This is a genomic window from Zhongshania aquatica (assembly GCF_027257955.1).
Classification (GTDB): domain Bacteria; phylum Pseudomonadota; class Gammaproteobacteria; order Pseudomonadales; family Spongiibacteraceae; genus Spongiibacter; species Spongiibacter aquatica.
Map to the genome: position 1 here is coordinate 50151 of NZ_JANZNQ010000012.1, position 24420 is coordinate 74570.

21 protein-coding genes are annotated in these 24420 nt (G+C 49.2%); 12 read left to right on the plus strand and 9 right to left on the minus strand.

Annotated elements, in window-relative coordinates:
• Positions 1–144: 144 nt before the first annotated feature.
• A complete protein-coding gene (ilvD, locus tag O9X78_RS13125; RefSeq protein WP_269620158.1) occupies positions 145–1986 on the minus strand; it encodes a dihydroxy-acid dehydratase in 1842 nt (613 codons plus the stop codon).
• A 229-nt stretch (positions 1987–2215) separates the two neighbouring features.
• On the opposite strand from ilvD, the gene O9X78_RS13130 reads away from it, so the two are divergent.
• The gene (locus O9X78_RS13130) at positions 2216–3331 is read left to right on the plus strand and encodes a mechanosensitive ion channel domain-containing protein (protein ID WP_269620159.1); all 1116 of its coding nucleotides are present in this window, start codon (positions 2216–2218) and stop codon (positions 3329–3331) included.
• Between the two features lie 105 nt (positions 3332–3436).
• Entirely contained in the window at positions 3437–3676 is a 240-nt protein-coding gene (locus tag O9X78_RS13135) for a hypothetical protein (RefSeq protein WP_269620160.1), read from the plus strand.
• Between the two features lie 92 nt (positions 3677–3768).
• Here the strand turns inward: O9X78_RS13135 and O9X78_RS13140 are convergent, their stop codons facing one another.
• Positions 3769–4251, minus strand: coding sequence for an NUDIX domain-containing protein (locus tag O9X78_RS13140; protein WP_269620161.1), 483 nt, complete (start codon positions 4249–4251; stop codon positions 3769–3771).
• Positions 4252–4375: 124 nt separating this feature from the next.
• Between O9X78_RS13140 and O9X78_RS13145 the strand changes: the two genes are divergently transcribed.
• Entirely contained in the window at positions 4376–5164 is a 789-nt protein-coding gene (locus O9X78_RS13145; RefSeq protein ID WP_269620162.1) for an SDR family NAD(P)-dependent oxidoreductase, read from the plus strand.
• An 18-nt stretch (positions 5165–5182) separates the two neighbouring features.
• Here the strand turns inward: O9X78_RS13145 and hemW are convergent, their stop codons facing one another.
• From hemW to trxA, 6 genes are all read right to left on the minus strand, one after another.
• Positions 5183–6367 (minus strand): radical SAM family heme chaperone HemW, encoded by a 1185-nt coding sequence (gene hemW / locus O9X78_RS13150; RefSeq protein WP_269620163.1) that lies wholly within the window; start codon positions 6365–6367, stop codon positions 5183–5185.
• 131 nt (positions 6368–6498) lie between these two features.
• On the minus strand, positions 6499–6957 hold the full coding sequence (locus O9X78_RS13155) for a septal ring lytic transglycosylase RlpA family protein (protein WP_269620164.1): 459 nt from the start codon (positions 6955–6957) through the stop codon (positions 6499–6501).
• 466 nt (positions 6958–7423) lie between these two features.
• Positions 7424–10345, minus strand: coding sequence for a hypothetical protein (locus O9X78_RS13160; protein ID WP_269620165.1), 2922 nt, complete (start codon positions 10343–10345; stop codon positions 7424–7426).
• Positions 10346–11137: 792 nt separating this feature from the next.
• Complete coding sequence (gene ubiD / locus O9X78_RS13165; RefSeq protein WP_269620166.1) at positions 11138–12601, minus strand: 4-hydroxy-3-polyprenylbenzoate decarboxylase; 1464 nt, start codon at positions 12599–12601, stop codon at positions 11138–11140.
• Between the two features lie 139 nt (positions 12602–12740).
• Entirely contained in the window at positions 12741–14009 is a 1269-nt protein-coding gene (gene rho / locus O9X78_RS13170; protein WP_269620167.1) for a transcription termination factor Rho, read from the minus strand.
• A 224-nt stretch (positions 14010–14233) separates the two neighbouring features.
• Positions 14234–14560 (minus strand): thioredoxin TrxA, encoded by a 327-nt coding sequence (gene trxA / locus O9X78_RS13175; RefSeq protein WP_269620168.1) that lies wholly within the window; start codon positions 14558–14560, stop codon positions 14234–14236.
• Positions 14561–14644: 84 nt separating this feature from the next.
• On the opposite strand from trxA, the gene O9X78_RS13180 reads away from it, so the two are divergent.
• The 3 genes from O9X78_RS13180 (at position 14645) to waaA (ending at position 17660) form a co-directional block, all read left to right on the plus strand.
• Complete coding sequence (locus tag O9X78_RS13180; protein WP_269620169.1) at positions 14645–15628, plus strand: Ppx/GppA phosphatase family protein; 984 nt, start codon at positions 14645–14647, stop codon at positions 15626–15628.
• Positions 15625–16278: an isoprenoid biosynthesis glyoxalase ElbB gene (gene elbB / locus O9X78_RS13185; protein WP_269620170.1), complete on the plus strand. Its 654-nt coding sequence runs from the start codon at positions 15625–15627 to the stop codon at positions 16276–16278. The genes O9X78_RS13180 and elbB overlap by 4 nt, the downstream gene beginning before the upstream one ends.
• Positions 16279–16367: 89 nt before the next feature.
• Positions 16368–17660: a lipid IV(A) 3-deoxy-D-manno-octulosonic acid transferase gene (gene waaA / locus O9X78_RS13190; protein WP_269620171.1), complete on the plus strand. Its 1293-nt coding sequence runs from the start codon at positions 16368–16370 to the stop codon at positions 17658–17660.
• Positions 17661–17694: 34 nt separating this feature from the next.
• Here the strand turns inward: waaA and O9X78_RS13195 are convergent, their stop codons facing one another.
• Positions 17695–19113, minus strand: coding sequence for a TolC family outer membrane protein (locus tag O9X78_RS13195; RefSeq protein WP_269620172.1), 1419 nt, complete (start codon positions 19111–19113; stop codon positions 17695–17697).
• Positions 19114–19235: 122 nt separating this feature from the next.
• Here O9X78_RS13195 and O9X78_RS13200 point away from each other — a divergent pair, with 122 nt between their 5' ends.
• The 6 genes from O9X78_RS13200 (at position 19236) to O9X78_RS13225 (ending at position 24399) form a co-directional block, all read left to right on the plus strand.
• Positions 19236–19679, plus strand: coding sequence for a DUF1249 domain-containing protein (locus O9X78_RS13200; protein WP_269620173.1), 444 nt, complete (start codon positions 19236–19238; stop codon positions 19677–19679).
• 75 nt (positions 19680–19754) lie between these two features.
• A complete protein-coding gene (locus tag O9X78_RS13205) occupies positions 19755–20561 on the plus strand; it encodes a phosphodiesterase (protein WP_269620174.1) in 807 nt (268 codons plus the stop codon).
• The gene (locus tag O9X78_RS13210) at positions 20558–21151 is read left to right on the plus strand and encodes a YqiA/YcfP family alpha/beta fold hydrolase (protein ID WP_269620175.1); all 594 of its coding nucleotides are present in this window, start codon (positions 20558–20560) and stop codon (positions 21149–21151) included. The genes O9X78_RS13205 and O9X78_RS13210 overlap by 4 nt, the downstream gene beginning before the upstream one ends.
• 95 nt (positions 21152–21246) lie before the next feature.
• The gene (parE, locus tag O9X78_RS13215; RefSeq protein ID WP_269620176.1) at positions 21247–23136 is read left to right on the plus strand and encodes a DNA topoisomerase IV subunit B; all 1890 of its coding nucleotides are present in this window, start codon (positions 21247–21249) and stop codon (positions 23134–23136) included.
• Between the two features lie 135 nt (positions 23137–23271).
• Positions 23272–23652 carry a VOC family protein gene (locus O9X78_RS13220; RefSeq protein WP_269620177.1) on the plus strand — a complete coding sequence of 127 codons (381 nt, stop codon included), beginning with the start codon at positions 23272–23274 and terminating at the stop codon, positions 23650–23652.
• A gap of 108 nt (positions 23653–23760) precedes the next feature.
• Entirely contained in the window at positions 23761–24399 is a 639-nt protein-coding gene (locus tag O9X78_RS13225; protein WP_269620231.1) for an NAD(P)-dependent oxidoreductase, read from the plus strand.
• The last annotated feature ends 21 nt before the right edge of the window (positions 24400–24420 follow it).

Sequence of the window (24420 nt, forward strand, 5' to 3'; positions counted from 1 at the left end):
TCGGGTATATTCGAAGTACATGTCTTTTCATTGAGACGATTCGTGAAAAGATATTGGGACGGGTTTTTTCTTCTGTTGCGTGAAGATTCTGCCAATTTAAAAGGGGCCATTTGGCCCCTTTTTTTATGCTTCAAAAACCAGTTATTAAAGCTGGCTTATATCACGCACAGCGCCTTTATCCGCACTGGTGACCATCTTCGCATAGGCTTTTAAGGCCGCAGAGACTTTCCGTGGACGCTCATTGACTGGTTTCCAGCCATCGGCTCCCCTGGCATCCATTGCCTTGCGGCGTTTATTGAGCTCGCCTTCGTCGATCAGCACGTTAATACCGCGATTGGGGATGTCGATACGGATGATATCGCCCTGTTCTACAAGTCCAATTGCGCCACCTGCCGCAGCCTCTGGCGAAGCATGACCAATAGACAGACCGGATGTGCCACCCGAAAAGCGACCATCAGTAAGTAATGCACAGACCTTACCCAAGCCCTTAGACTTGATGTAGCTAGTTGGGTACAGCATTTCCTGCATACCCGGGCCACCTTTGGGGCCTTCGTAACGCACAATCACTACATCGCCAGCTTTAACGCGGTCGTAGAGAATGTCGTCTACAGCGCCTTCTTGGCTCTCGCAGATATGAGCGGGTCCTTCAAACACCAGAATACTTTCGTCAACACCAGAGGTTTTTACCACACAGCCGTCTTCAGCGATATTGCCATACAGCACTGCAAGGCCGCCCTCGCTGGAAAAAGCGTGTTCCAGATTACGGATACAGCCATTCTCGCGGTCGGCATCGAGTGAAGTCCATCGCGTGTCTTGGCTAAAGGCGGTTTGGGTTGGAATCCCGGCAGGGCCAGCTTTGAAGAAGTTCTTCACCGCATCGTTGTCAGTGGTCATGATGTCCCACTGGGCCACCGCTGCTCCCATGGTACTGGCGTGTACGGTGGGTAGGTCGGTTTCGAGCAAGCCGGCGCGATTAAGCTCCCCAAGAATAGCAAAAACACCGCCTGCTCTGTGCACGTCTTCCATGTGATAGAGCGGGGTATTCGGCGCAACCTTACACAGTTGCGGCACTTCACGGGACAGTTTATCGATATCTTTCAGCGTGAAATCTAGCTCGGCTTCCTGCGCAGCGGCTAATAAATGCAGAATAGTATTGGTTGAGCCGCCCATGGCAATATCTAAGGCCATCGCATTTTTAAAGGCGTTATACGAGGCGATGCTGCGTGGCAACACGCTTTCGTCATCTTCTTCGTAATAACGTTTGGCGATCTCGACAATACGGCGGCCAGCTTCTAAGAATAGTTTCTTACGATCAGCATGTGTTGCTAGCATCGAGCCATTGCCGGGTAGAGACAAGCCGAGGGCTTCAGTCAGGCAGTTCATCGAGTTGGCGGTGAACATACCCGAGCACGAGCCACAGGTAGGGCAAGCAGAGCGTTCATACTCGGCGACTTTCTCGTCGGATGCTGAATCATCAACGGCAATGACCATGGCGTCGACCAAGTCGAGTTTGTGCTCAGACAACTTGGTTTTACCGGCTTCCATCGGCCCGCCAGACACAAATACCACCGGAATGTTTAAGCGTAAGGCTGCCATCAACATGCCGGGGGTGATTTTGTCGCAGTTAGAGATACACACCATGGCATCGGCGCAGTGGGCGTTGACCATGTACTCTACCGAGTCGGCAATAATGTCGCGGCTGGGCAGGCTGTACAGCATACCGTCGTGACCCATGGCGATACCGTCGTCGACCGCGATGGTGTTGAATTCTTTAGCGACACCGCCGGCCTCTTCAATTTCTCTGGCGACGAGTTGACCCATGTCTTTAAGGTGGACGTGACCGGGTACAAATTGGGTAAAGGAGTTCACCACAGCAATGATCGGCTTTTCGAAATCACCGTCTTTCATACCAGTGGCGCGCCATAGTGCGCGTGCACCCGCCATATTGCGGCCGGAAGTTGTGGTTTTAGAACGATATACAGGCATAAATTCCTCTTTGGCAGTCGCCGAGCCATGTCGCACGTATAGTGTAAAGTGGCGTAGTTTAACACACAGCCCAGTGTCGTCGCATGGGCGATTCGGCCATACTCATACGTCCGATGTGCATTTGTCTGCGTACATTGGCAAGATGATCTACTTTGAAAGCAAAGTAATCAAATTTTGTTTCCAAGCCAGCAATTGCTATTGATCAATAAGCCACAAAGGGAGTTCGAGGATGGATGAGGCATTGGGTGCAGTAGGCAATGTGGCACCCGAATGGTTGGGTGACTGGGGTCCCTTTGCGGTGGTCATGCTGTTTTTAGTGGGCGTATGGCTTTTTACCCGCAAGATATTTTCTGTCCAAAAAGATCACGGTGCCGACATTCGTTATCGGGAACAGGGCACCAAGCTGGTTTTTCGCTTAAGCGGTTTGCTGCTGGGCATTACTACTTTTCCGATGGAAAGCGAATTGCGCGGGCAATTACTGAGCCTAGTCGGCTTGTTGCTCAGTGCGGCGATAGCACTGTCTTCTACCTCGGTCATGGGCAATCTCATGGCAGGGTTTATGTTGCGTACAGTGAATAGCTTCCGTGCGGGTGACTATATCGAATTTCGCAATGAGCTAGGTCGTGTCTCTCAGCGGGGCTTGTTGCATGTGGAGTTTCAAAATGAAACCAGTGAGCTGGTAACCGTACCGAATTTACTGTTAGTGCAGGAACCTTACAATGTCGTGCGGGCCTCTGGCACGGTGGTGTCGGCCGAGGTGTCGCTAGGGTATGACGTTGATCGACGTGATATTGAAAAGGCGCTGCTCTCCGCAATTGAAGCCGCCGAGTTGGGCGATGGATTTGTACAAATTCGTAATCTTGGCGACTTCTCGGTGAATTATCGCGCTAGTGGTTGGTTGAATGAGGCGGGCCTGTTAGTTAGCGCACGTTCTCGGTTGCGCGGCAAAATGTTAGATGCGCTGCACGACGCTGGTATTGAAATCGTATCCCCCAGCTTTATGAATCAGCGGCCCTTACCGCCAGAGCTGAAATTTATTCCCAAACGGAAAAAAGCGAGTCAGCCGGAAGAAGATAAAAACGGACATGCCGAGGAGATTTTGTTTAGTAAAGCTGAAGTGGCCAGCGCCGTCGAAAATATTGAGGGCAAGATTAAAAAACTCAAAGAAAAGTTGAAAACAGAAGCGGAAGAGGGCGAAGAGGATATTGATAGAGAGGCAATAAAAGCAGAGTTAGCTAAACTAACGGAAGAGCTTGAGACGGCGCGAGAAAATGCCAAGGAAGAGTCTGCTCGAGATCGGAATGGTAAGGCGGATAGTGACGAGGGAAAGGATACGGCGAAATAGCGGATGACGTTAAGCCGAGTAAATTGATCCTCATAGGTCGAAATGCGTGATAATAAAAAACTATTTGGTCATTTTTTGAATGAACCGGTGAAGAAGGTGCATGCTATGGATCAAGACAAACGCAAGGGCGGTGACGCGATACCGCAAAATGCGATGGACATGCTTAATGAATTGCAGGTTTTGGCGTTGCGTCAGATGGAGGGTTTCGGCTGGCGACTCCATTTTATAAGACGGCCGTTATTCCAAGAGCGTATTGTGGTGGTGATTGATTCTGTTGGCGAGAGAATGGGAATTTTAGAAGAAGATGGAAGTATAAATATGGCGTCGTCTACCACGTTTCGCTAGCAAGCTGATGGGTTTATCTTCGCTGAATTAGAAGGACACTCAGAGCGTCAGTGGGTGAGGCGCTCTGAGTAATTGCAGCAAAGGATTCAATGCTATTTGCCCAATTGCGTTTTTATCCAATCCGTTAATGCCAACCCTGTTCCCATCGGCCAAGGTTTAATATCGGCTACAGGTACAATTTTGTAATCGTCCAATTCGTGGTTTAGCTTCACCTCACCGGCGGCTTTTACATGGTAGGCGATGATGACTTGGTTTTGTTGTGCAAAGGGATAAACACCAACGAGTGAGGTTTCCAGTGCGTGGAGATTAAGTTCTTCCATGGTTTCGCGGCGAGCGCATTCCTCGGGATCTTCGCCGGCTTCTAAAAAGCCGGTGATAATAGAATAAAAGGTTTTTGGCCAGCTTACGTTGTGGGCCATTACTACGCCGCCTTCCACCTCAACGATCATCGCCACCACAGGCACGGGATTATTCCACAGCACGAAACCACAGCTGGTATCGGGGCAGCCCTTGCGAATTTCACTATCAATTAAAATTTCAGCTATGGGGCTGGCGCATTGTGGGCAGAATTTCATAGTCTCGTCTCGTCGTTATTGTCGGGTAGATGGCTTAATTTTAAGATTTTGCCACAGACTGGCTATGTGCGACCATGTTTGGCGCTAAGGTATTTCTCTTGATCGAACAAAATGGTGTGTCGTTATGGATCTGAAACTGCAAAATAAAATTGCGCTGGTTACCGGTAGTAACCGAGGCACCGGTGAAGCGATTGCCCAAACGCTGGCGCGGGAAGGCGCGATTGTTGTCTTTCATGGTAATGAAGAGGGCAGCGCTGTAGAGGTAGCTGACGCGACTGCATCCGCGCACGCGGTATGGGGAGATATTTCTACGGATGCGGGTTGCGACCAAGTGCTAAGCCAAACCAGAAAGGCAGTTGGTGATATCGATATTCTGGTAAACAATTACGGCACCGCGACCGCCGGTAAGTGGTTACAGAGCGACTCGGAAGATTGGTTGGATATGTATCAAAAAAATGTGCTGTCCGCAGTGCGCTTGATTAAGGGCTTCAGTCCAGCAATGCGAAATAAAGGTTGGGGTCGGATTGTGCAATTAGGCACAATTGGTAGCCACCAGCCGAATAGTATTATGCCACACTATTACGCATCAAAAGGGGCGGTTGCCACGATGGGAGTGAGTCTCGCAAAGGAGCTTTCCCATACTGGTATTACCGTCAATACCATCGCGCCGGGGTATATTCGCACGGCTGAGTTAGAGGCGGGTTTTCGACGGCGCGCCGCTAAAAAAGGATGGGGCGAAGACTGGAATGATATTGTGAAAAAAATCGTCGAAACAGAATACCCGAATCCCAGCGGTCGAATTGCCGAGCGGCAGGAAGTGGCAGATCTCGTTGCCTTTATTTGTAGTGATCTTGCAGGTTTTATTAATGGTCAAAATATCCGCATTGATGGCGGTGCCGTATCTTACGTTTGATACATTGGAATAGAAAAGCTAGTCCGGTAAAAACTCGGCCAACACGCTATCAAGCATGTCGTAGCCACGCGGTGTTGGCGAGTATTTGTCACCGTGCTTTTGCAACAAACCACGACAGATAAAATTATTCATCGTAGTGCTAATCGCAGACCAGGCTAAACCTGTGCGCCGCTCAAAGAGCGCCGCGGTAAATCCTTGCTGCAGGCGTAGCGCATTCATCATAAATTCTAAGGGTAAATCAGCGGGGCTGATAATCTCAGTTTTGCTGCTGCGTGAAGGACTTCGGAGAAGGTAGTCTTCGGGCTTGCGGGTTTTTTGATAGCGAATAATATCGCCATTGGCCTGGGTGATTTTACCGTGGGCGCCGGCACCGATGGCGAGATAGTCCCCAAATTGCCAATAGTTAAGGTTATGACTGGATTGGCGTCCCGGCATTGCAAACGCTGACACCTCATACCGCCCAAAGCCCGCTGCAGATAATTTGTTAAAGCCCGCGCTTTGAATACGGTGCATTTCGGTTTCTATTGGCAAGCTCGGCGGTCGCTTAAAAAACTCGGTATTCGGCTCAATGGTAAGTTGATACCAGCTGATATGTGGCGTGCCAGCATCAATAGCTAACTTGAGGTCACACAAGGCATCTTCTTGGCTTTGATTGTTCAGGCCGTGCATCAGATCGACATTAAAATTATCGAAGCCCGCGTTTTGCGCACAGGCAATTGCTCGAAGCGCGTCATCGTTATTGTGTATTCTGCCGAGTTTTTTAAGTTGTGACGGATTAAAACTTTGCACGCCAATCGATAAGCGGTTGATCCCCACCTGCCGGTAACCATCAAAGCGGGCTTGCTCAACGGTGCCGGGATTTGCCTCTAGGGTAATTTCAATATCGTCGGTAAATTTCAGCCGCGTGCGTAATTCCCTAAATAGAGTTTTATAAGCTTGTGGGCTAAATAAACTCGGTGTGCCGCCGCCGATAAAAATACTCTGTAGTTCTCGATCTTGAATAAACCCTAAATCCTGATCAAGGTCCTCAAGCATCGCATTGATATAGGCCTGCTCTGGTAACTCGCCCTTTTGCTCGTGTGAATTAAAATCACAGTAGGGGCATTTGCGCACGCACCACGGAATGTGGATGTAGAGCGATAAGGGCACCGGCTTTAGTAGGAGTTGTTCGGCGTTGAAGATGGATGATATGGGATTAGTCATAGCCGATTTTACTTGTGCTGATTTGCTGCGGACAGCAAGTTTAGCACTATTCATCGACGCTGTTTTTAATTTTCATTCTTGTCAGAAAGCAATCTCCAATACGCGCCGAGCTTGTTAAATATAATTTTGAATTACTCAACTACTTGAACGTCCACGCGAATTAAACCTGAGGAGGTATCACCAATGGTTGTAAAGGCCGACTTTGAAAGATCAATAATCCGGCCCCTTACAAAAGGTCCGCGGTCGTTTATTTTTACCAACACACTTTGGCCTGTCTTTTGGTTTGTTACTTTTACGTGAGTGCCGAATGGCAGTGTTCGATGGGCAGCTGTATTTAGCTCATGCCTATATCGCTCGCCGCTCGCGGTTTTTTTATTGTGGTATTTATCGCCATAGTAAGACGCCATACCTGACTCAATGATGGCAACGCTTCCCTCGCCACTATTCTCATGAAACTGTGTAGAAGAGCAACCTGCTAAGGAGAGCAACAACGCAAACATTGTAATAATAATTAAAGCACCATTGTCTCTCGCGACACGTTCACGAGGTCGCTCTACTAGGTCGATCCTGTAACTTAAGGTTTTTGACATGAACACCTTTCCATCCACCCCCAAAAAGGCGCTTGGTATTTGCGCTTGCGTTCTAGTTGATCATAGTAAGAGATATTAGTTCCTGCCTGGCAAGACGCAAAGGGGTCATTTGCCGTGCCGACGGTATTGCCGTGAATAGCTTTAGTACTTTTTGTTTCACGCCATACCCAAGCTTGATCGGGTATCCATGTGAGCAAAGCGAATGCCTTTGTTCAGATATTGGGTCAAAAAGCGGTTATGTAGGGTTTCTGCCAGCTCTAATTTCCCTCTTGCTGGGCGACTTAGTTATTCTGCACTACGGGTCGTCCAGTGGGGCGAAAACTTACAGAACGGTGAAAGGGGATTACTCAGGATAATTTTTTATACAAAGGTCAAAAATCACGTGGTGTTGGAGGTGGGCTTAAGCTTAAATCGCCAGTTCGAGGTAAACGAAACGGGCGATTTAAGCTCGTATATTTGCTTTGTGCTATTCCACAATAACTTGAATGGTGCCGGACACATCGCCGCTATTTTTCAGTACTTGTTCACCCGGGTCCTGTTGCGTTGCCGGGGGCGAGGCCAATACAGAATCAAAGAAGCTGGCATAAATCATTACTTGAGATCCACTAGCCATCGCAGGTATCGTCCAGCGTTTACCCGAAGGCAACACACCGTCTAAACAGGTCGTCCCGCCGCCTGGTGGATTTGTCAAAGGAAGCACATTTACTTCTTGGCCATTTTCATCGTAGGTATGTATAACGAAAATGATATTATTACCCGATTGAAGGCCTTCAACGGGTTTAGCAGAGCAGGCAAGATCTATTTTCAATTCGTAATCGGCTTCGGCTTCGTGATCGAAGACCCAGGCCATAATGTAACTGCCCAATGCGCCAGAGGTAATGCAATCGGTACCTTTTTCACCCTCCGAATATTCAACTTCGATACACCGCCCCTGCGTTTCGCTTGAGGTACCAAAGCCGATGGTGTTGTCGCCCATATTCTCTATAGTGCCGGCGCTGTCTGCAATCAACGCTACGCTCGTAGTTAGGCATTGATCGCCGCGCTCTTCAGAAAACACCAAATTGTCTGAATCCGACTGATCAAAATTAAATGGGCGGCCCTCAGACAGTGAGCCCATTTTTTGACGGATATTCGCCGGTGATAGACCCTGGTAATCGGGGTTTACCACACCAAAGATGGTTTCTACTTCGACGTCCTCGGGATTACTGTTGGTGCAATCTTCTCTTGGTGAGCTGGCATTCGTTACCACGTTTGCATTCATATAGACATTGCCCGCGCAATCTAGTGTATTGATTGTCACATTGGCCTTTATGTTGCTGTCTTCATTACTGGTGGCGGTGAGTACAAACGTGCCTACGTCCTCCGTACTGAATCGCACCGTATTATTGGCGAGCTCTGTCAGCGTGCCGCCATTGGAAGTCCAAGTTACAGAGTCATCATTGCTAAACCCGGTGATGATGGCGCGATTTTCTTCGGTGTAGACGGTTTCGTCGCAACTACCGGCTAGTGTTTCCTCAATACTTATCTTTAAGTCTGCCAGTTTGACTTCTGCGGTTGTCCTGCGAGGCTCTGTTGGCACGAGGGTTTTGGATGTAGAGGTTAATGTAATGTACTGAGGGTAGCCCTCTGGATCCGAGGGGGTTGCTATCCTTAATTGTAATGAGTCACCACTTCGTGTCTTGGACACGCTAAGATTACTGGAGGTCTGCATCTCATGTTTTTCGGGAAGCACTGAATTGAGAATGCTCACATTGACATCAATGACTTCTCCTGGGGTGTTGACAACAATTGGGCTAGAAGAAAACAAAAATGATTTCGCGAGGTTTTCCATCACGATGGTGTCTTGCTCCATCGCGAGCGTGTTGGTATATGAGGGGAACTTCCCTGACTTCAGTTTCACCTCGAGTTCAGATTGACCAACTTCCTGTGGCGTGATTTTACGATCTTGTCCGGTGTTTAAAGAAAATGCAGTGCCTGAAATAAACTTTGGCTCAGCATAGTCACTGCCAATCTGGATGTTATTCCAGCTGATAGAAGGCACAATTAACTCGCAATCCTGAGCCCCCGCTTTAGAAGTGACCCGGTTGGCGACTTCACTTGCCCCGAACATTAAATTGGGATCAACTGGACTCTTTGGGGCACCCAAAGCGGCAAAACCGGTGTCTACAACCAATTTAGAAAAGTCATATTCTTTGCTTCGCGCATCGACGCGGAAAAGCCAACTCGGTTCTGAAAATTTTTCGGTGTAATCTTCTTCGAGGCGTGGCTTCGGAATAATTGTCAGTTTGGCTTCCGTGATTTCAGATGGCAGCAGCGCTGCAACCATGTCAATTTCCATATTGTTGGTAATACTGCTAATCGCCATCGCGGTCGTCAATACTGCTAAGGGTGTTGCAGCTGCCCCTTTGCCTAATTGGCCACCTACGGTAAATAACGTGTTTAGTGCAGAGCTCTTTGCCGCCTGACTTGCGGCGGCACTTTGGGCGTTTCTTTGCTTAGTTTGCGCCTCGTAAGATAACTTCATGCCGCGAGACAATGTCTCGCCATTATTTATCGCTACTTTGTGTTTAGTATTATCTGCATAGCTGCCCGTGCATTGGGCGCGGCGTACCATCGGTTCCGCTGCGGCAACATTGGCTATTTCGCCTGAGTCTGGGGTTGTCGTAAAGATCGGCCCATCAAAACGGCTCGCAAAATTCTCTAGTAAAGTTTTGAGATCCAGTTTTTCCATTACTTGCGCGATGTAGGCCTTATCATTTGCGGACATCGTAGCGAACACGTTGCGCTGATAAGCCAAGCTAATTTCGCTGGCGGGATCGTTGAATAACTCGTGGATGTAGTGGGCCGCCAAAAGATAGGGGTCATTTTGGATATCTTCGTCTGATACTGTCTCCGGATCGTAACCAAAGGCCTCTTCAAACTTGATAAGCGCCTGCTCAAGGGTATCCAGTACATCGGCGTAATTATCGGTATCGCTAGCCGGTGGGAGGGCATCAACCGTGATAGCTGGGATGTTGCAGCGTGCGCCGCCCATTTCGGCAACTAGCGTAATTTCGCCACCGTTTGCCGCTAGGTCCGGTGTTATGGGCGCATTGACGATGTACCCCATGTCGCTAGTAATACTGCTCAGCGGGACTTCGCTGTCTGACAGAACAATATAGACGGCGTCGAGGGTTTCGTTTGTTTTGAACTCTATCGGATCGCCGGGCAGTATGGTGTCCGTTGTCAGAAGAGTCAGCCTATCGCAGACCTGATTTGCACTACTTCCACCTCCGCCGCCTCCGCCACCACAGGCACCTAGTAATATGGTCGAAATCACCACGATATAGCCTAGCGATTTGCGAAGAAGTTGTTTAAATAGGAGAGAATTCAACTGGTTAAAATACATTATACAATTCCATTTGCGACGTTAATCGTCGAAGTTCCATTGAAAAGACCCAACAGCTATCGCGTACCCCCCCGCTAAATTAAGTTAGGCGCGATATAACCGTTTTCTTATGATAACTTTATCAACCCTAAACTGAATAATCTACTGATGGCGAATGCCCTATTTTTGTTGGGTGCTTCGCAAATAACGGCACGGGCAGCGAGCGTGCCGCCGGGAAAACTCGCCTTCGGCTCAAGCAGTTCCCCGCTTAACCCGTTACTTGCTTCAGTGCTCGGCGGTGCTGAAGGGGATTCGTGTAAGCTGCAGGTGTTGTGTGGGAAAGACAAAGTTTTTTGTCTAATGTTACAGCGAAGTGCCGCCCTTAGTCCCGCTTTTGAACTCACCGAGCATCGCAGAAACTCAATGGGATTTTTTTAGTGAGGACTGTCTGAGCCCAAGGCGAGTTCCGCAGCGATCCCATTGAGTTTTGAGAAGCACAGAGTACCCGAAGGGTGAGTGATAGCGGGCGAATTTCTTGCTTACTTCTTTTTTCGCAAAAAGAAGTAAGTCGCCCAGCGAGGGCGAAAAAATCGCTAGCAGAGCGTAGTAATATTACTCAGAATGATTTTCAGTTTAAAAATTACTTCTTGGACTTTATATTTAGGCTCAAAGCGTATGTATTATGAATTGTAGTCAAGCCCTATAAGCTTGCGAGCACTATCAGAAATCAGTTTTCTACCTCTCGATATCCACAAAAAATAAACAAGCCATTCCAGCGAAAAGTTTATATCAGATTAGCGAGTCTGCTGAGCCTCAGCTCAACCCCAACTGATCCCAAATATCATCTATCTTCTGGATAACAGCAGGATCTTTCACAATGGGACGACCCCATTCTCGGGTGGTTTCACCGCCCATTTTATTGGTGGCGTCCATTCCCATCTTCGAGCCGAGGCCCGAAACCGGTGAGGCAAAATCAAGATAATCGATGGGTGTATTTTCAACCAGCACGGTATCGCGAGCCGGGTCCATACGAGTGGTAATCGCCCAGATAACATCATTCCAGTCGCGGGCGTTGACGTCGTCGTCGCAAACAATTACAAACTTGGTGTACATAAATTGTCGTAAAAATGACCAAACCCCAAACATGACGCGTTTGGCGTGACCTGGATATTGTTTTTTAATCGTCACCACGGCCATGCGATAGGAGCAGCCTTCCGGTGGCAGATAGAAATCGACTATTTCTGGGAATTGCCTTTGCAGTAGTGGGACTAACACCTCATTCAAGGCGACGCCGAGTACGGCAGGCTCGTCCGGTGGACGACCGGTATAGGTGCTGTGATAGATCGGTTTTTTGCGGTGACTAATATGGGTAACGGTGAAAACCGGAAAGCTGTCTACCTCATTGTAGTAGCCGGTGTGGTCGCCGTAGGGGCCTTCGTCGGCCATTTCTTCGGGGTCAATATAACCCTCAAGAATAAATTCTGCGGTCGCGGGTACTTGTAAATCATTGCTTAGGCTTTTGGTGAGTTCGGTCTTGCTGCCGCGCAGCAATCCGGCAAATGCGTATTCGCTCAGCGAGTCGGGTACGGGTGTTACCGCGCCTAGGGTCGTAGCTGGATCGGCGCCAAGGGCAACCGATACGGGAAACTTCTCGCCGGGATTGCTGGCTTTAAATTCTTGAAAATCTAAGGCGCCACCACGGTGAGATAACCAGCGCATTATCAGCTTGTTCTTGCCGATAAGCTGCATGCGGTAAATGCCGAGGTTTTGGCGTTCTTTATTCGGGCCACGGGTAATAACTAGTGGCCAAGTGATCAGTGGTGCGGCGTCGTCGGGCCAGCAGGTTTGAATGGGCAGTGTGCGTAAATCTACCGCGTCGCCTTCAATCACGCATTCCTGGCAGGGCGCATTGCTCACCATTTTAGGCCCCATATTCAAAACTTGTTTGAATACCGGTAGTTTGCTCCACGCGTCGCGTAGACCTTTTGGTGGATCAGGTTGGCGTAAAAAAGCGAGTAATTCGCCGACTTCGTGAAGGGCCTTTATATCGTCTTTGCCCATACCCATTGCGACACGCTTTTCGGTGCCGAATAAATTCGCCAGTACCGGAATATCGTAACCAATGGGATTTTCAAACAATAGGGCGGGGCCGCCAGCGCGCAAGACGCGGTCGCAAATCTCAGTCATTTCCAGATTGGGATCAACGGGATGGCTAATACGTTTTAGCTCACCTTGTTTTTCTAAATGCCGGATGAATTCTCTGAGGTCTTTATACATGGCAGGCGTTACGCTGGATGGGAGACGGGAGACGAAAAGTAAAATAATAGTGGGCGCGGATGGTGCAGCGCCCAACACATTGACGAGAGCTGAGAGTTTTGCTTTTTAGCATCTCCCGTCTCCCGTCAAGCATTCCGCGTTACTTACGCTTCATCGAGTCAAAGAAATCGGCATTGGTCTTGGTATCTTTGAGCTTGTCGATTAAGAATTCAATCGCTGCGGTGTCTTCCATGCCGTGTAGTAATTTACGCAGAATCCACATTCTGGCCAGTTCTTCTTCACCGGTCAGCAATTCTTCGCGACGGGTGCCGGAGCGGCGAATATTGATGGCGGGGTAAACGCGTTTCTCGGCAATTTTACGGTCGAGATGCAGTTCATTGTTACCCGTACCTTTGAACTCTTCGTAGATAACCTCGTCCATTTTCGAACCGGTATCAATCAATGCCGTTGCAATAATGGATAAGCTGCCGCCTTCTTCAATATTACGTGCCGCACCGAAGAAACGTTTAGGGCGCTCAAGTGCGTGAGCGTCAACACCACCTGTTAGTACCTTGCCTGAGCTAGGGACGATGGTGTTATAGGCGCGAGCTAAACGGGTGATGGAGTCGAGTAAGATAACAACGTCGCGCTTGTGTTCGACTAAGCGCTTGGCCTTCTCTATAACCATTTCGGCAACTTGAACGTGACGTGCTGGTGGTTCATCAAAGGTTGATGCTACAACCTCGGCACCGCGCACACCCACCGAGCGTTGCATTTCAGTTACTTCTTCTGGGCGTTCGTCGATCAATAATACGATGACATAACATTCTGGGTTGTTGCGGATAATGCTCGAGGCAATATTCTGCAACATTAAGGTTTTACCCGCTTTCGGCGGCGCGACGATCAGGCCGCGTTGACCTTTGCCAATAGGCGCGGCCAAGTCGATGATGCGGCCAGTTAAATCCTCAGTCGAGCCGGTACCCAACTCTAGGGTTAAACGCTCATTGGGGAACAGGGGGGTGAGGTTTTCAAATAGGACCTTGTTCTTAGATTGTTCGGGGCGGGTGAAGTTAACTTCGTCGACTTTCAATAGCGCAAAGTAGCGCTCGCCTTCTTTGGGTGGTCGGATCTTGCCAGCAATGCTGTCGCCGGTGCGCAGATTAAAGCGTCTGATCTGACTGGGAGACACATAAATATCGTCGGGGCCGGCAAGGTAGGAGCAGTCGGCGGAACGCAAGAAGCCGAAGCCGTCTTGTAGTATTTCTAATACACCATCGCCGTGAATATCTTCACCACTTTTGGCGTGGCGCTTGAGTATCGAGAAGATGATGTCTTGTTTGCGTGAGCGGGCGATGTTGTCGAGGCCGCTTTCTTTGGCAATGTCGAGTAATTCTTGAGCAGATTTTGTTTTTAGATCGGTTAGATTCATAGGTATATGGGTTTAGTGGTATCAATTAGACAGGATATAAGCGAGACGTGGGAACGGCAGAAAAACAGTAAGCCGGAACGAACTCGACGTGTTAAGCAGAAGCGAAATTAAGGTTATTTATTGGGTGTTGTTTGAAGGATCTTGCGCACTCTATCATTGAAAAGTCTAGGCGTCTAGCTTTTCGCGAAAACCCGCTCAGCTAGGCTGAACGGGTTACAACGGCATTACAGTGCGGAGTTAACGAAATCCAACAACTGTGTTTTAGACAGCGCGCCAACCTTAGTGGCTTCTGCGTTACCGCCTTTGAAAATCATCAGTGTTGGAATGCCGCGTACGCTGAACTTAGCTGGCGTGTCGCTATTTGCATCAACATCGATTTTGCAAATTTTCAATTTGCCATCGAATTCACCAGAAATTTCATCCAGAATCGGTGCAATCATTTTACATGGGCCACACCACTCTGCCCAAAAATCGACCAATACAGGTAAATCAGACTTCAGCACGTCTTCTTCAAAGCTGCTGTCGGTGACGTGAACGATGTTGTCGCTCATGGTAGTTCTCCGAGTAAACATCACAAAATATAGGATGTGCGATGATAGCACATGAATTAAGCGGATGTGAAAAGGTGGGAAGCGGTGATTTTACCCCTAGGTGACTACATGGCGGCTATCGACATGGGTTCGAATAGCTTTCATTTGTTAATAGCGCAGGTGCAGATAGGTGGCTGGCAAACTATCCATACTGAAGAGCGTAAGGTTCAGTTGGCAGCCGGCAGTGAAATGGGTGATTTACAACACGATGCCCAGCAGCGCGCGTTGGCGTGTTTGAGTGAGTATAAAAGTGTATTAGCCCGCTATCGAATAACAGGGTTGCACGTGGTGGCGACAGCGTCATTACGTGGTGTAAACAATGCAGCTCCTTTTTTATTGGCCGTAGAAGCGTTGATGGGTGTATGTCCACGCATTATTAGTGGCGAGCGTGAAGCAGAGTTAGTTTACCTTGGCGTGACCAAAGGCTGCTTACCTGCAGCTGAAGAGCATGTTCAAAAAACATACTTGGTTGTAGATGTCGGCGGCGGTAGTACTGAGCTTGCGTGGGGTCTTGCAGAGCAAATGCACAGTGGAATCAGTGTTGACGTTGGCTGCTTGCGCTATCTGCGATACTTCCCCGGAGGTGAATTACTCCCAGCTTATTTTACGGCGGCCCGTGATGCCGCCGCAGAGATGTTCGAAGACGCGCTAAAAACGTTCCCGACATCGTTTCGTGAGTCGCCACCAGTTGTTATTGGCTGTTCTGGTACCTTGTTGGCAGTAGAGCAAGTTCTTATCGCAAAGGCAGGAGGTGCTGGAAAAGCGAGCACTGGCATACACGTGAACGATTTGCGCTTGCTAGCTGAAAACCTGCAGACGTTTACAACAATCGGAGAGGTTCGCTATCAGGGCCTGTCTGAAGACAGGCAGTCTGTTTTTGCCTCCGGTATCGCCATTGTGTTGGCACTGTTTGAGGTTTTAAATATTGATACTATGGCGCTTTCGCAACACGGTTTGCGTGAAGGTATTATTGAAAATTGCTTCGCAAATAGCGGAGTGATGTTCCAGCAAGGAGGACAGCAACAATGAAAAAAGTCGCACTGATCTTATCAGGTTGTGGTGTTTACGATGGTTCGGAGATTTATGAATCAGTACTGACGATGTTGTCATTGGAGAATCACGGCGCCAGTTACCAGTGTTTTGCGCCCAATATCGATCAACTTCATGTTATCAATCATTTGAAAGGTGAAGTGGCTGAAGGCGAGAGCCGCAATGTCTTGGTAGAAGCGGCGCGTCTAGCGCGGGGCGAGGTGAAAGACCTGGCCGATGCAAACGCGGCCGATTTTGATGCAGTCATTGTGCCGGGCGGTTTTGGCGCAGCGAAGAATCTCTCAGATTTTGCGGTCAATGGCGCCGAGATGAGTGTTCAAAAAGATGTTTTGGCATTTGTTCAGGCCATGAACAAAGCAGGCAAACCCACGGGGCTAATTTGTATTGCGCCGACGATGGCGGCACGTATTTTTGGTGAAGGTGTGCACTGCACGGTGGGCAACGACGCGGAAGTTGCCGGGGCCATTAACACCATGGGAGGCATTCACCAAGATTGCGCTGTGGATGAGGTGTGCGTCGACGAGGCGATGAAGCTGGTGACAACGCCCGCTTATATGTTGGCGGGCAGTATTGCTGAGGCCGCCAAGGGAATAAATCGCTGTGTGCGAGAAGTTCTTAATATGGCCTAGGGCCAAGACGCGGGGTTTGCGGCTGGCCTGATTGAGCGCCGGCCGTTATGCTTGCCGCTTTCGCTACTCTATGGGAACGCATTCGCGACATGCCCCGATTTTTATATAGCGCCTTTTTTTATCTAATTTTGCCACTCGTTTTGCTCCGCTTACTTTGGCGGGGCTGGCGCGCGCCGGCATATCGGGATCGTATTGGGCAGCGTTTTGGTTTTTTCGAGGCGCCACAGCGTCAAAACGGCGTGTGGATTCACGCGGTTTCAGTTGGCGAAAGTATTGCTGCAGCGCCGGTCATTGAGCACTTTTTAGCGGCTTATCCGCATTTGCCGGTTGTTGTTACCACCATGACTCCCACAGGCTCAGAGCGTGTCACGGCGATGTTCGGCGACAGGGTGTTTCATGTTTATGCCCCCTACGATTTACCTGACGCCGTAGCGAGATTTCTTAAGCGCATAAAGCCGAGCGTTGCGGTCATTATGGAAACCGAGATTTGGCCGAATATGGTCTGCCAAACTGCGGCAATGGGTATTCCCGTGATATTAGCGAATGCGCGTCTATCCGCCCGATCTGCGCGCGGCTATGGCCGATTGTCGGCATTGACCCAGTCTGTGTTTTCACGATTCTCGAAGGTGGTAGCCCAGTCCCCCGATGATGGCGCGCGCTTCGTGATGCTGGGTGTACCTGAGGAAAATATGACCGTTTCAGGGAGTATTAAATTCGATTTAGCCATCCCCGCCGCGCTGCGCGACCAGGCTAGCGCCTTGCATGAGGCCTGCTTTGGCTCTCGGCCCGTGTGGATAGCAGCCAGCACCCACGCGGGTGAAGATGAGATTTTACTCGCTGCCCATCGCCAGCTGCTGAATGAACAGCCAGATGCGGTGTTGATACTTGTACCCAGACATCCAGAGCGATTCTTGAAGGTAGCTGAATTGGTCGCCGCCAGCGGGTTTCGTTATTTGCGCCGTAGTGAATATCAGAATGAGTGCAGTGCCGAGGGTGCTCAAGTAATACTGGGCGATACAATGGGAGAGCTATTGTTACTTTTGGGTTGTGCGGATATTGCCTTTGTGGGTGGCAGTCTTATTGAACATGGCGGGCACAATACGCTTGAGCCTGCGGCGTGGGGTTTGCCCGTGCTAACTGGCCCGAGTGATTTTAACTTTGCAGAAATAAGCTCGCTGTTAGAGGCTTCGGGTGGCCTGATCAAGGTTGCCGATAGTGACGCATTAGCCCGTGAATTGGGCGCTTTACTGGATGATCCTGAGCGAGCAGAGAATCAGGGTGCGATGGCGAAACAGGTGGTTGATGCTAATCGAGGTGCCTTGCAACGCTTGCTCGCGGTTATTGAGCAAGCGTTGCGTGAGCATAAATCTCTTAAATCTTGATTGTGCTCACGCCTATAATTTCGGTGAGGAAGCCTTAGCTTTTGTTTTTCAGTGTGACCGGTTCTGGTAGCTGCAGCCATTTATTTAGGGCGATAATGTCGGCCGGGCTCAGCGTGCCAGCATTCAATTTCAATTTCAGCACGTCGATAACATAGTCATAACGAGCGTTTGTATAGTCACGCATTGCGCCGTAAAGGCGACGTTGGGCGTCTAATACATCGACTATATTCCGCGTTCCCACCTCATAACCAGCCTCGGTGGCGTCTAGCGCGCTGCGGGTTGAAATGATGTTTTGCTTACGCGCATTCACGGTCTGCACATCGGTATAGACCGCAATATGTTGCGCTCGGGTGCTGGTAATAATTTGGCGCTGAGTAGCTTGCGCATTGTAGTTAGCCGCATTGTACTGTTCGTAAGCTTGGCGCCGCCCAGCACTAATGGCGCCGCCTGCAAACAGTGGCATGGTAAGTGTAATGCGTATAGCGTCGTTTTCAGTGTAAGAGTCTGGTTGCGTTGCGAAGTTATTTGTTGGCATGTAGCGGGATGTGCCGTCAACATCGTCTTTGCTTGTGGTGAAACTTCCGACCACTTTCGGCAAGTGCTCCATTTTTTTGGACTGTGCGGTTTCATAGGCCGAACTAGCACCGGCGTTCGTAACCTGAAGCAACTTGTTGTTTGCTAGCGCAAAGTCTACCCATTCTGCACGGTTCGCGGGTTCGGGCATGGTGATGGGGAAATCCGTTTTTAGCGACCACAAATTATTGTGGTCCTGGCCTGTTAAGCTACTTAGGTTTTCTCTGGCGATTGCCAGTGTGCCTTCAAAGCCATAACGTTGTGCAACGGTACTATCAAATACAGCGCGGGCTTCGTGCACGTCGGTAATAGCAATTAAGCCGACGTCAAAGCGCTGTTGGGTTTGTTCAAGCTGCCGTTTTGCGGCGCGCTCTTCCGCTTTAGATGCGTCTAGATTTTCACGGCCGCGCAGCACGTTAAAATAAGCTTCGGCAGTGCGTACGATTAATTGTTGCTGTTCGTAAGCCAGCTGGGCCTCGGCTTGTTCAGAAATCTTTTTGCCGGCTTGAAAGTTAAACCACGCAGGTAAGTCAAAAAGTGCCTGACTCAGTGATACTGAATAGTTTTCGGATTCGGTGTCGGTATTGATGTTTTGTTGAATAGTTGAAGAACCGCCTACTGTCGAGCTGGTTATGCCCTCTCTTTCTGTGTCACTTTCGGCATCCTGATAATAGGCCTGCGCGGTAACCTGCGGCAGCAGCGCCGCGCGGCTTAAATTCTTAGTTTCTATATTGGCGCGGTAAGTTGCTTCGGCGGCTTGTAGTTGCGGATCATTTTTTACCGCAAGTTCGTATATATCAAGTAATGTGTCAGCTTGGACAAGGTGGCTGCTCAAGAGCGCAGTCATAGAAATACTGAGAAGATGACGTTTGGCAATCATAGAGGTAACCTGTCTCCAAAGAGGGGGAGGTGGAAAAGCGCTAAAGTGTATCAAACTAAAGCCTCTTGAGAATGAAAATTAACTAAAGTTATGGAATGTCTTGGCATTTCATTGGGAGTGATGTGGATAAGCATCAATATCGTATAGACCTAAATGGCCACCTTGCCGACTGCGAAATGAATTTTCGCCGTTTGAAGAAGCTGCTACCAGAAGACGTGGCGGCGGGCGACTGTTTGCGCTTTGGTGTGGCCACGAACGCTGTTGAGCTGCTGATTAAAGAGCGTGCGCCGTATACCACGATGATTGAGCTGCGCCTGGCGAAGCCGCTTTTTGAGGAATTGCCCGCACCGACCTTGCAGGTGCGTATCTATCACGATGCGAGCCTTGCGGAAGTGATGGGGGCCAGTGGTTTACGTCCGGTTAAGCCCCGTTACCAATATCCCAATGTGAGCATGTATCAGCGTGACGAAAAAGCTCAGCAAAATCGTTATCTTGGCGAATGGCTAAGTTTGTGTCTTAGTCTTGGCCATTCTTTGGATAATCCATTGAATATTCTGGAAATATGACGCGGTTCGCTAAATTTACTGGCGGACAGACAGAGCATCCCGTATAAAACAAGCAAGTCATAATGGGGTTTTTCGGTGAATCTGCCTGCTCAAAAAGACATGACACCACTGACAGTGGTGCAAATTAGCGATTGTCATCTCGGCGCCGAGCATGGCGACACTCTGCTAGGTATGGATACCGACAATAGCTTGGACGCGGTTTTGGCGACGGTAGCTGAGGAATGTCCGTGTATCGACTTGCTGGTGGTGTCTGGAGATATTGCCGCTGATGGGGCTGTGGAATCCTATCGTCGCTTATTTGCTCGATTAGACGGACTCGCGGCACAAGTTGTTTGGCTTCCCGGTAATCATGACGATGCGAGCTTAATGCGCAGTGTGGTTGGCGATCAAATGATGCCAACGGTTGTCGATCTGGGCGCTTGGCGCTTGGGCTTCTTAAATTCTGCGGTGAGTGGCGAGGTAGGCGGTTTGCTAGCCGATGATCAATTATCCGCTCTGTCGAGTATCGCTGACAGCGATAGGCCGACATTGGTGTTTTTGCACCACCATTTAAAAGCATTGGATTGCCGCTGGTTAGATGAGCAGCGGGTGCAGAATGCAGATCAGGTTTTTGCCCTTGTTGAAGGTAAAAACCATATAAAGGCCTTTGTCTCTGGGCATGTGCATCAACAATCTGAAATGTTATTTCAAAATCTTGGTTTGTTGACTACGCCGTCAACCTGCATCCAATTTGCGCCCAATAGTGATCATTTTGCGCTTGACGATTGCAACCCGGGCTATCGGGTATTTTACTTGGCCCAAAACGGTCAATTTCAGACAAGAGTGTCGCGGGTAAAAGGTGTAACATTTGCGGTCGACAATCTGGCAAGCGGTTACGAATGACAGCAGGACTTATTTATATTCACGGATTTATCTCTTCTTCTCAGTCTTTGAAAGCGCAGCAATTGGGGTGTTATGTTGCAGAACATCACTCCGATATTCATTATATGGTGCCGTCGCTGCCGAATAAGCCAGCAGACGCCTTTGCTGAATTAGATAAGTTAGTACAAGATTTCCTCCAAAAAAAGACAGGTTCTCTGGGTTTGGTGGGCAGCTCAATGGGTGGTTTTTTTGCCTCTGCGCTGGCTGAGCGTTACCGCCTACCTGCGGTGCTGGTGAATCCGGCGGTTGAGCCTCACACGTTTGCCGAACATTTTATTGGTGCGCATCATAATCCCTATACTGGGGTGGATTTTTGTATAGAGCAGACGGATATTGATGTTCTACAATCCTTGGTGGTAAAACCTGATACTGGCCGTTACTGGGTCATGGTTCAAGAGCAAGATGAGACCTTGGATTATCGCGACGCAGTGCGGTTTTATAGCGGTGTTAAAATGACGGTAGAAGAGGGGGGCGATCATAGCTTTCAGCACTTTGATCGTCATTTAGCTGCTATTGTGGCGTTCTTACAATTATCGCCATGTGCGGAGTAAACTCCGTTAACAACAAATAATACTGATCCCTTCCTAACTAGGTTGGATTTTTAGCTCAATTAGTCATGCGGTGCAGCCGCTAACAATGGTTTTAGATGTCACAATATACCTCGCAATCTATTGAAGTTCTTACTGGTTTAGAGCCGGTGCGTAAGCGCCCTGGCATGTATACAGACACCACTCGCCCCAACCATTTAGCCCAAGAAGTGATCGATAACAGCGTCGATGAAGCCTTAGCTGGGCACGCCAGTGAAATTATTGTCACCTTATTTGCCGATGGCTCGCTGTCCTGTTCGGACGATGGTCGCGGTATGCCGGTAGATATTCACCCGGAGCAAGGTTTGCCGGGTGTCGAGGTGATTCTGTGCACCTTGCATGCCGGTGGCAAATTCTCTAACGACAATTATCAGTTCTCCGGTGGTTTGCACGGCGTGGGTGTGTCGGTGGTCAATGCCCTGTCCAGTTCGCTGGAAATAGTGATCAAGCGTGACGGGCAAGTTCACCAGATGTTTTTCGCCGATGGCGACAAGGCATCGGAATTAGCGGTGATAGATAGCTGCGGTAAGCGCAACACCGGTACCTATATTCGTTTTACGCCCAATCCAAAATACTTTGATTCGGCAAAATTTTCGGTACGTCGTTTAAAGCATGTACTGCGCGCCAAGGCGGTATTATGTCCCGGTCTGCGTGTTAGCTTTATTGATGAAACTGGCACCGAGAGTGAAGAGTGGTATTACGAAGATGGCTTGCGCGATTACTTAGCCAGCCACACCCGTGAATACGACACTCTTCCAGCAGAACCCTTTATTGGTCATTTCAGCGGTCGCAGCGAGGCGGTTGATTGGGCGGTACAGTGGCTGCCCGAGGGTGGCGAGCCCTTGGCAGAATCCTATGTCAACTTGATTCCCACCGCACAGGGCGGCACCCACGTTAACGGGCTGCGGAGTGGCTTGCTCGACGCGATGCGCGAGTTCTGCGAATTTCGCAGCTTGATTCCACGCGGGGTTAAGTTGGTCCCGGATGATATCTGGGATAAATGCAGCTATGTGCTGTCGTCTAAGTTAGCCGACCCGCAATTCTCCGGTCAAACCAAGGAACGTCTTAGCTCCCGTGAAGCCTCAGCTTTTGTTGCCGGCGTTGCTAAAGACGCCTTTAGTTTGTGGTTGAATCAACACACCGAAGACGCCGAAAAGCTCGCCGAGCTGTGTATAAACAATGCCCAAACCCGGATGCGCAAAGCGAAAAAAGTCGTGCGTAAAAAGGTGTCTGCTGGTCCGGCACTGCCTGGCAAGCTAGCCGACTGTTCTGGTGTAGATACGGAGCGTTCGGAGCTATTTTTAGTAGAGGGCGATTCGGCGGGCGGTTCAGCAAAACAGGCCCGCGACCGGCAGTTTCAGGCAATACTGCCGCTGCGCGGAAAGATTCTGAACACCTGGGAAGTCGACGCCCAACAAATATTGGCCTCGCAGGAGGTGCACGATATTTCGGTGGCGATAGGAATGGATCCAGACTCCGAGGATTTAAGCGGCTTACGCTACGGTAAAATCTGCGTGCTGGCTGATGCGGACTCCGACGGTCTGCATATCGCGACCCTCTTGTGCGCTCTATTCCTAAGGCATTTCCGACCTTTAGTGCAGCAAGGTCATGTGTATATTGCGATGCCGCCTTTGTATCGTATCGATATCGGTAAAGAGGTTCATTACGCCTTAGATAACGGTGAAAAGGAGGGCATTATGGACAGGCTTGAAGCGGAGAATAAGCGCGGCAAAATTTCGGTCACCCGCTTTAAGGGTTTGGGTGAGATGAACCCGTTGCAACTGCGCGAAACGGTTATGGATCCCAATACCCGCCGCTTAGTGCGTTTGTCTATTGAGGACGGTGATGAAACCGATGGCTTAATGGATATGTTGCTGTCAAAGAAACGCGCACCAGACCGTAAAACATGGCTTGAAGCCAGTGGTGATGAGGCTGAAGTGTTGCTGTGATTGTATTCGTGACGTTTTTCAAATATCGAAGATAAGGTTTTGTGTAGGGCTTTTAATACTGAAGTGAACAAGTCCATAGTTTTTCACGTACCAGTGATCCTGTTTGGGATTACATTAATCTGAGGAGAATAATAAATGTTTAGCCATATTATGGTCGGTGCAAATGACATGAACGCATCAAAGAAATTCTATGATGCAATTTTAGGCGCAATGGGATACGAGCCCGGTGTTATCGATGAGAAAGGTCGTTGCTTCTACTTTACAGCGAGTGGCATTTTCGCGATTACTCCGCCGATAGATGGCAATCCTGCTACCCATGGTAATGGTTGCACCGTAGGTTTTGCGGCAAAAGATCCTGCTCAGGCGGATGCATGGCATGCAGCCGGTGTCGCAAACGGTGGCGTGAGTTGTGAAGACGCGCCAGGGGTTCGTGAAAGTGGTTTGGGTAAATTGTACCTTGCCTATTTGCGTGATCCTGCAGGCAATAAGATTTGTGCTTTACATCAGCTTGGTTAGAGTTAAAGAATGACAAAAAGGGCGAGGTGTTAAGTGATTAACCCTCGCTCTTTTTTATGCATCAGACTTTATATTTTGGGTCATATAATAAAAATAGGATGAGTCGTGATGAAAATAACTCTGTTTGGCGCCACTGGCGCATTGGGCGGTGAGTGTTTACGTCAGGCCGTTGATGCGGGGCATGACGTGACGGTGTTGGTGCGTTCGGCAGCTAAGTTGCCTAAAGATGTACGTGACCGTATTTGTGTTGTCGAAGGTGATGCACTCTGTGCCGAGGATGTTTGGCGGGTAATTACTGGCGACACAGAGGCCGTGCTCTTTGCGATTGGGGTAGATAAGCAATCGGCAGCAGATCTATGTACAGTCGCGAGTCGTCATATTCTTGATGCCTTGCGGGCCGAGTCAGGTGTCCGCTTTATTTGGTGTGGGGGAGGAAGTACCTTCGTCGACGAAGATCGAATTACCATTGGCGCCCGTTTCGTAAGAAAATTTGCGCAGCTTTTTATGAGTTTGCGACACGAAGATAAAGAGCATCAGTATCAGTTGATAAAGCAGTATTCTGATGTGTCTTGGTTTGGCGTGCGCCCTCTGCAAATGCGTAAAGGTGAGTTGAAAGGGCAATATCGACTCGGTTTTGATCCATTTAACGGATTTTCGGCTATAAGCTTTGCAGATTGCGCCCATGCTATGCTGAATATGTTGCAGGATGATACATGGCTTCATAAAGCGCCGATCATTCAGTATTGATTAGACTGCGTTATCTGCGTT

Bases quoted from the DNA above. Each gene is read 5' to 3' on its own strand.
- ilvD (WP_269620158.1), bottom strand. From the start codon at position 1,986: ATGCCTGTATATCGTTCTAAAACCACAACTTCCGGCCGCAATATGGCG.
- O9X78_RS13130 (WP_269620159.1), top strand. From the start codon at position 2,216: ATGGATGAGGCATTGGGTGCAGTAGGCAATGTGGCACCCGAATGGTTG.
- O9X78_RS13135 (WP_269620160.1), top strand. From the start codon at position 3,437: ATGGATCAAGACAAACGCAAGGGCGGTGACGCGATACCGCAAAATGCG.
- O9X78_RS13140 (WP_269620161.1), bottom strand. From the start codon at position 4,251: ATGAAATTCTGCCCACAATGCGCCAGCCCCATAGCTGAAATTTTAATT.
- O9X78_RS13145 (WP_269620162.1), top strand. From the start codon at position 4,376: ATGGATCTGAAACTGCAAAATAAAATTGCGCTGGTTACCGGTAGTAAC.
- hemW (WP_269620163.1), bottom strand. From the start codon at position 6,367: ATGACTAATCCCATATCATCCATCTTCAACGCCGAACAACTCCTACTA.
- O9X78_RS13155 (WP_269620164.1), bottom strand. From the start codon at position 6,957: ATGTCAAAAACCTTAAGTTACAGGATCGACCTAGTAGAGCGACCTCGT.
- O9X78_RS13160 (WP_269620165.1), bottom strand. From the start codon at position 10,345: ATGTATTTTAACCAGTTGAATTCTCTCCTATTTAAACAACTTCTTCGC.
- ubiD (WP_269620166.1), bottom strand. From the start codon at position 12,601: ATGTATAAAGACCTCAGAGAATTCATCCGGCATTTAGAAAAACAAGGT.
- rho (WP_269620167.1), bottom strand. From the start codon at position 14,009: ATGAATCTAACCGATCTAAAAACAAAATCTGCTCAAGAATTACTCGAC.
- trxA (WP_269620168.1), bottom strand. From the start codon at position 14,560: ATGAGCGACAACATCGTTCACGTCACCGACAGCAGCTTTGAAGAAGAC.
- elbB (WP_269620170.1), top strand. From the start codon at position 15,625: ATGAAAAAAGTCGCACTGATCTTATCAGGTTGTGGTGTTTACGATGGT.
- waaA (WP_269620171.1), top strand. From the start codon at position 16,368: ATGCCCCGATTTTTATATAGCGCCTTTTTTTATCTAATTTTGCCACTC.
- O9X78_RS13195 (WP_269620172.1), bottom strand. From the start codon at position 19,113: ATGATTGCCAAACGTCATCTTCTCAGTATTTCTATGACTGCGCTCTTG.
- O9X78_RS13210 (WP_269620175.1), top strand. From the start codon at position 20,558: ATGACAGCAGGACTTATTTATATTCACGGATTTATCTCTTCTTCTCAG.
- parE (WP_269620176.1), top strand. From the start codon at position 21,247: ATGTCACAATATACCTCGCAATCTATTGAAGTTCTTACTGGTTTAGAG.
- O9X78_RS13220 (WP_269620177.1), top strand. From the start codon at position 23,272: ATGTTTAGCCATATTATGGTCGGTGCAAATGACATGAACGCATCAAAG.
- O9X78_RS13225 (WP_269620231.1), top strand. From the start codon at position 23,761: ATGAAAATAACTCTGTTTGGCGCCACTGGCGCATTGGGCGGTGAGTGT.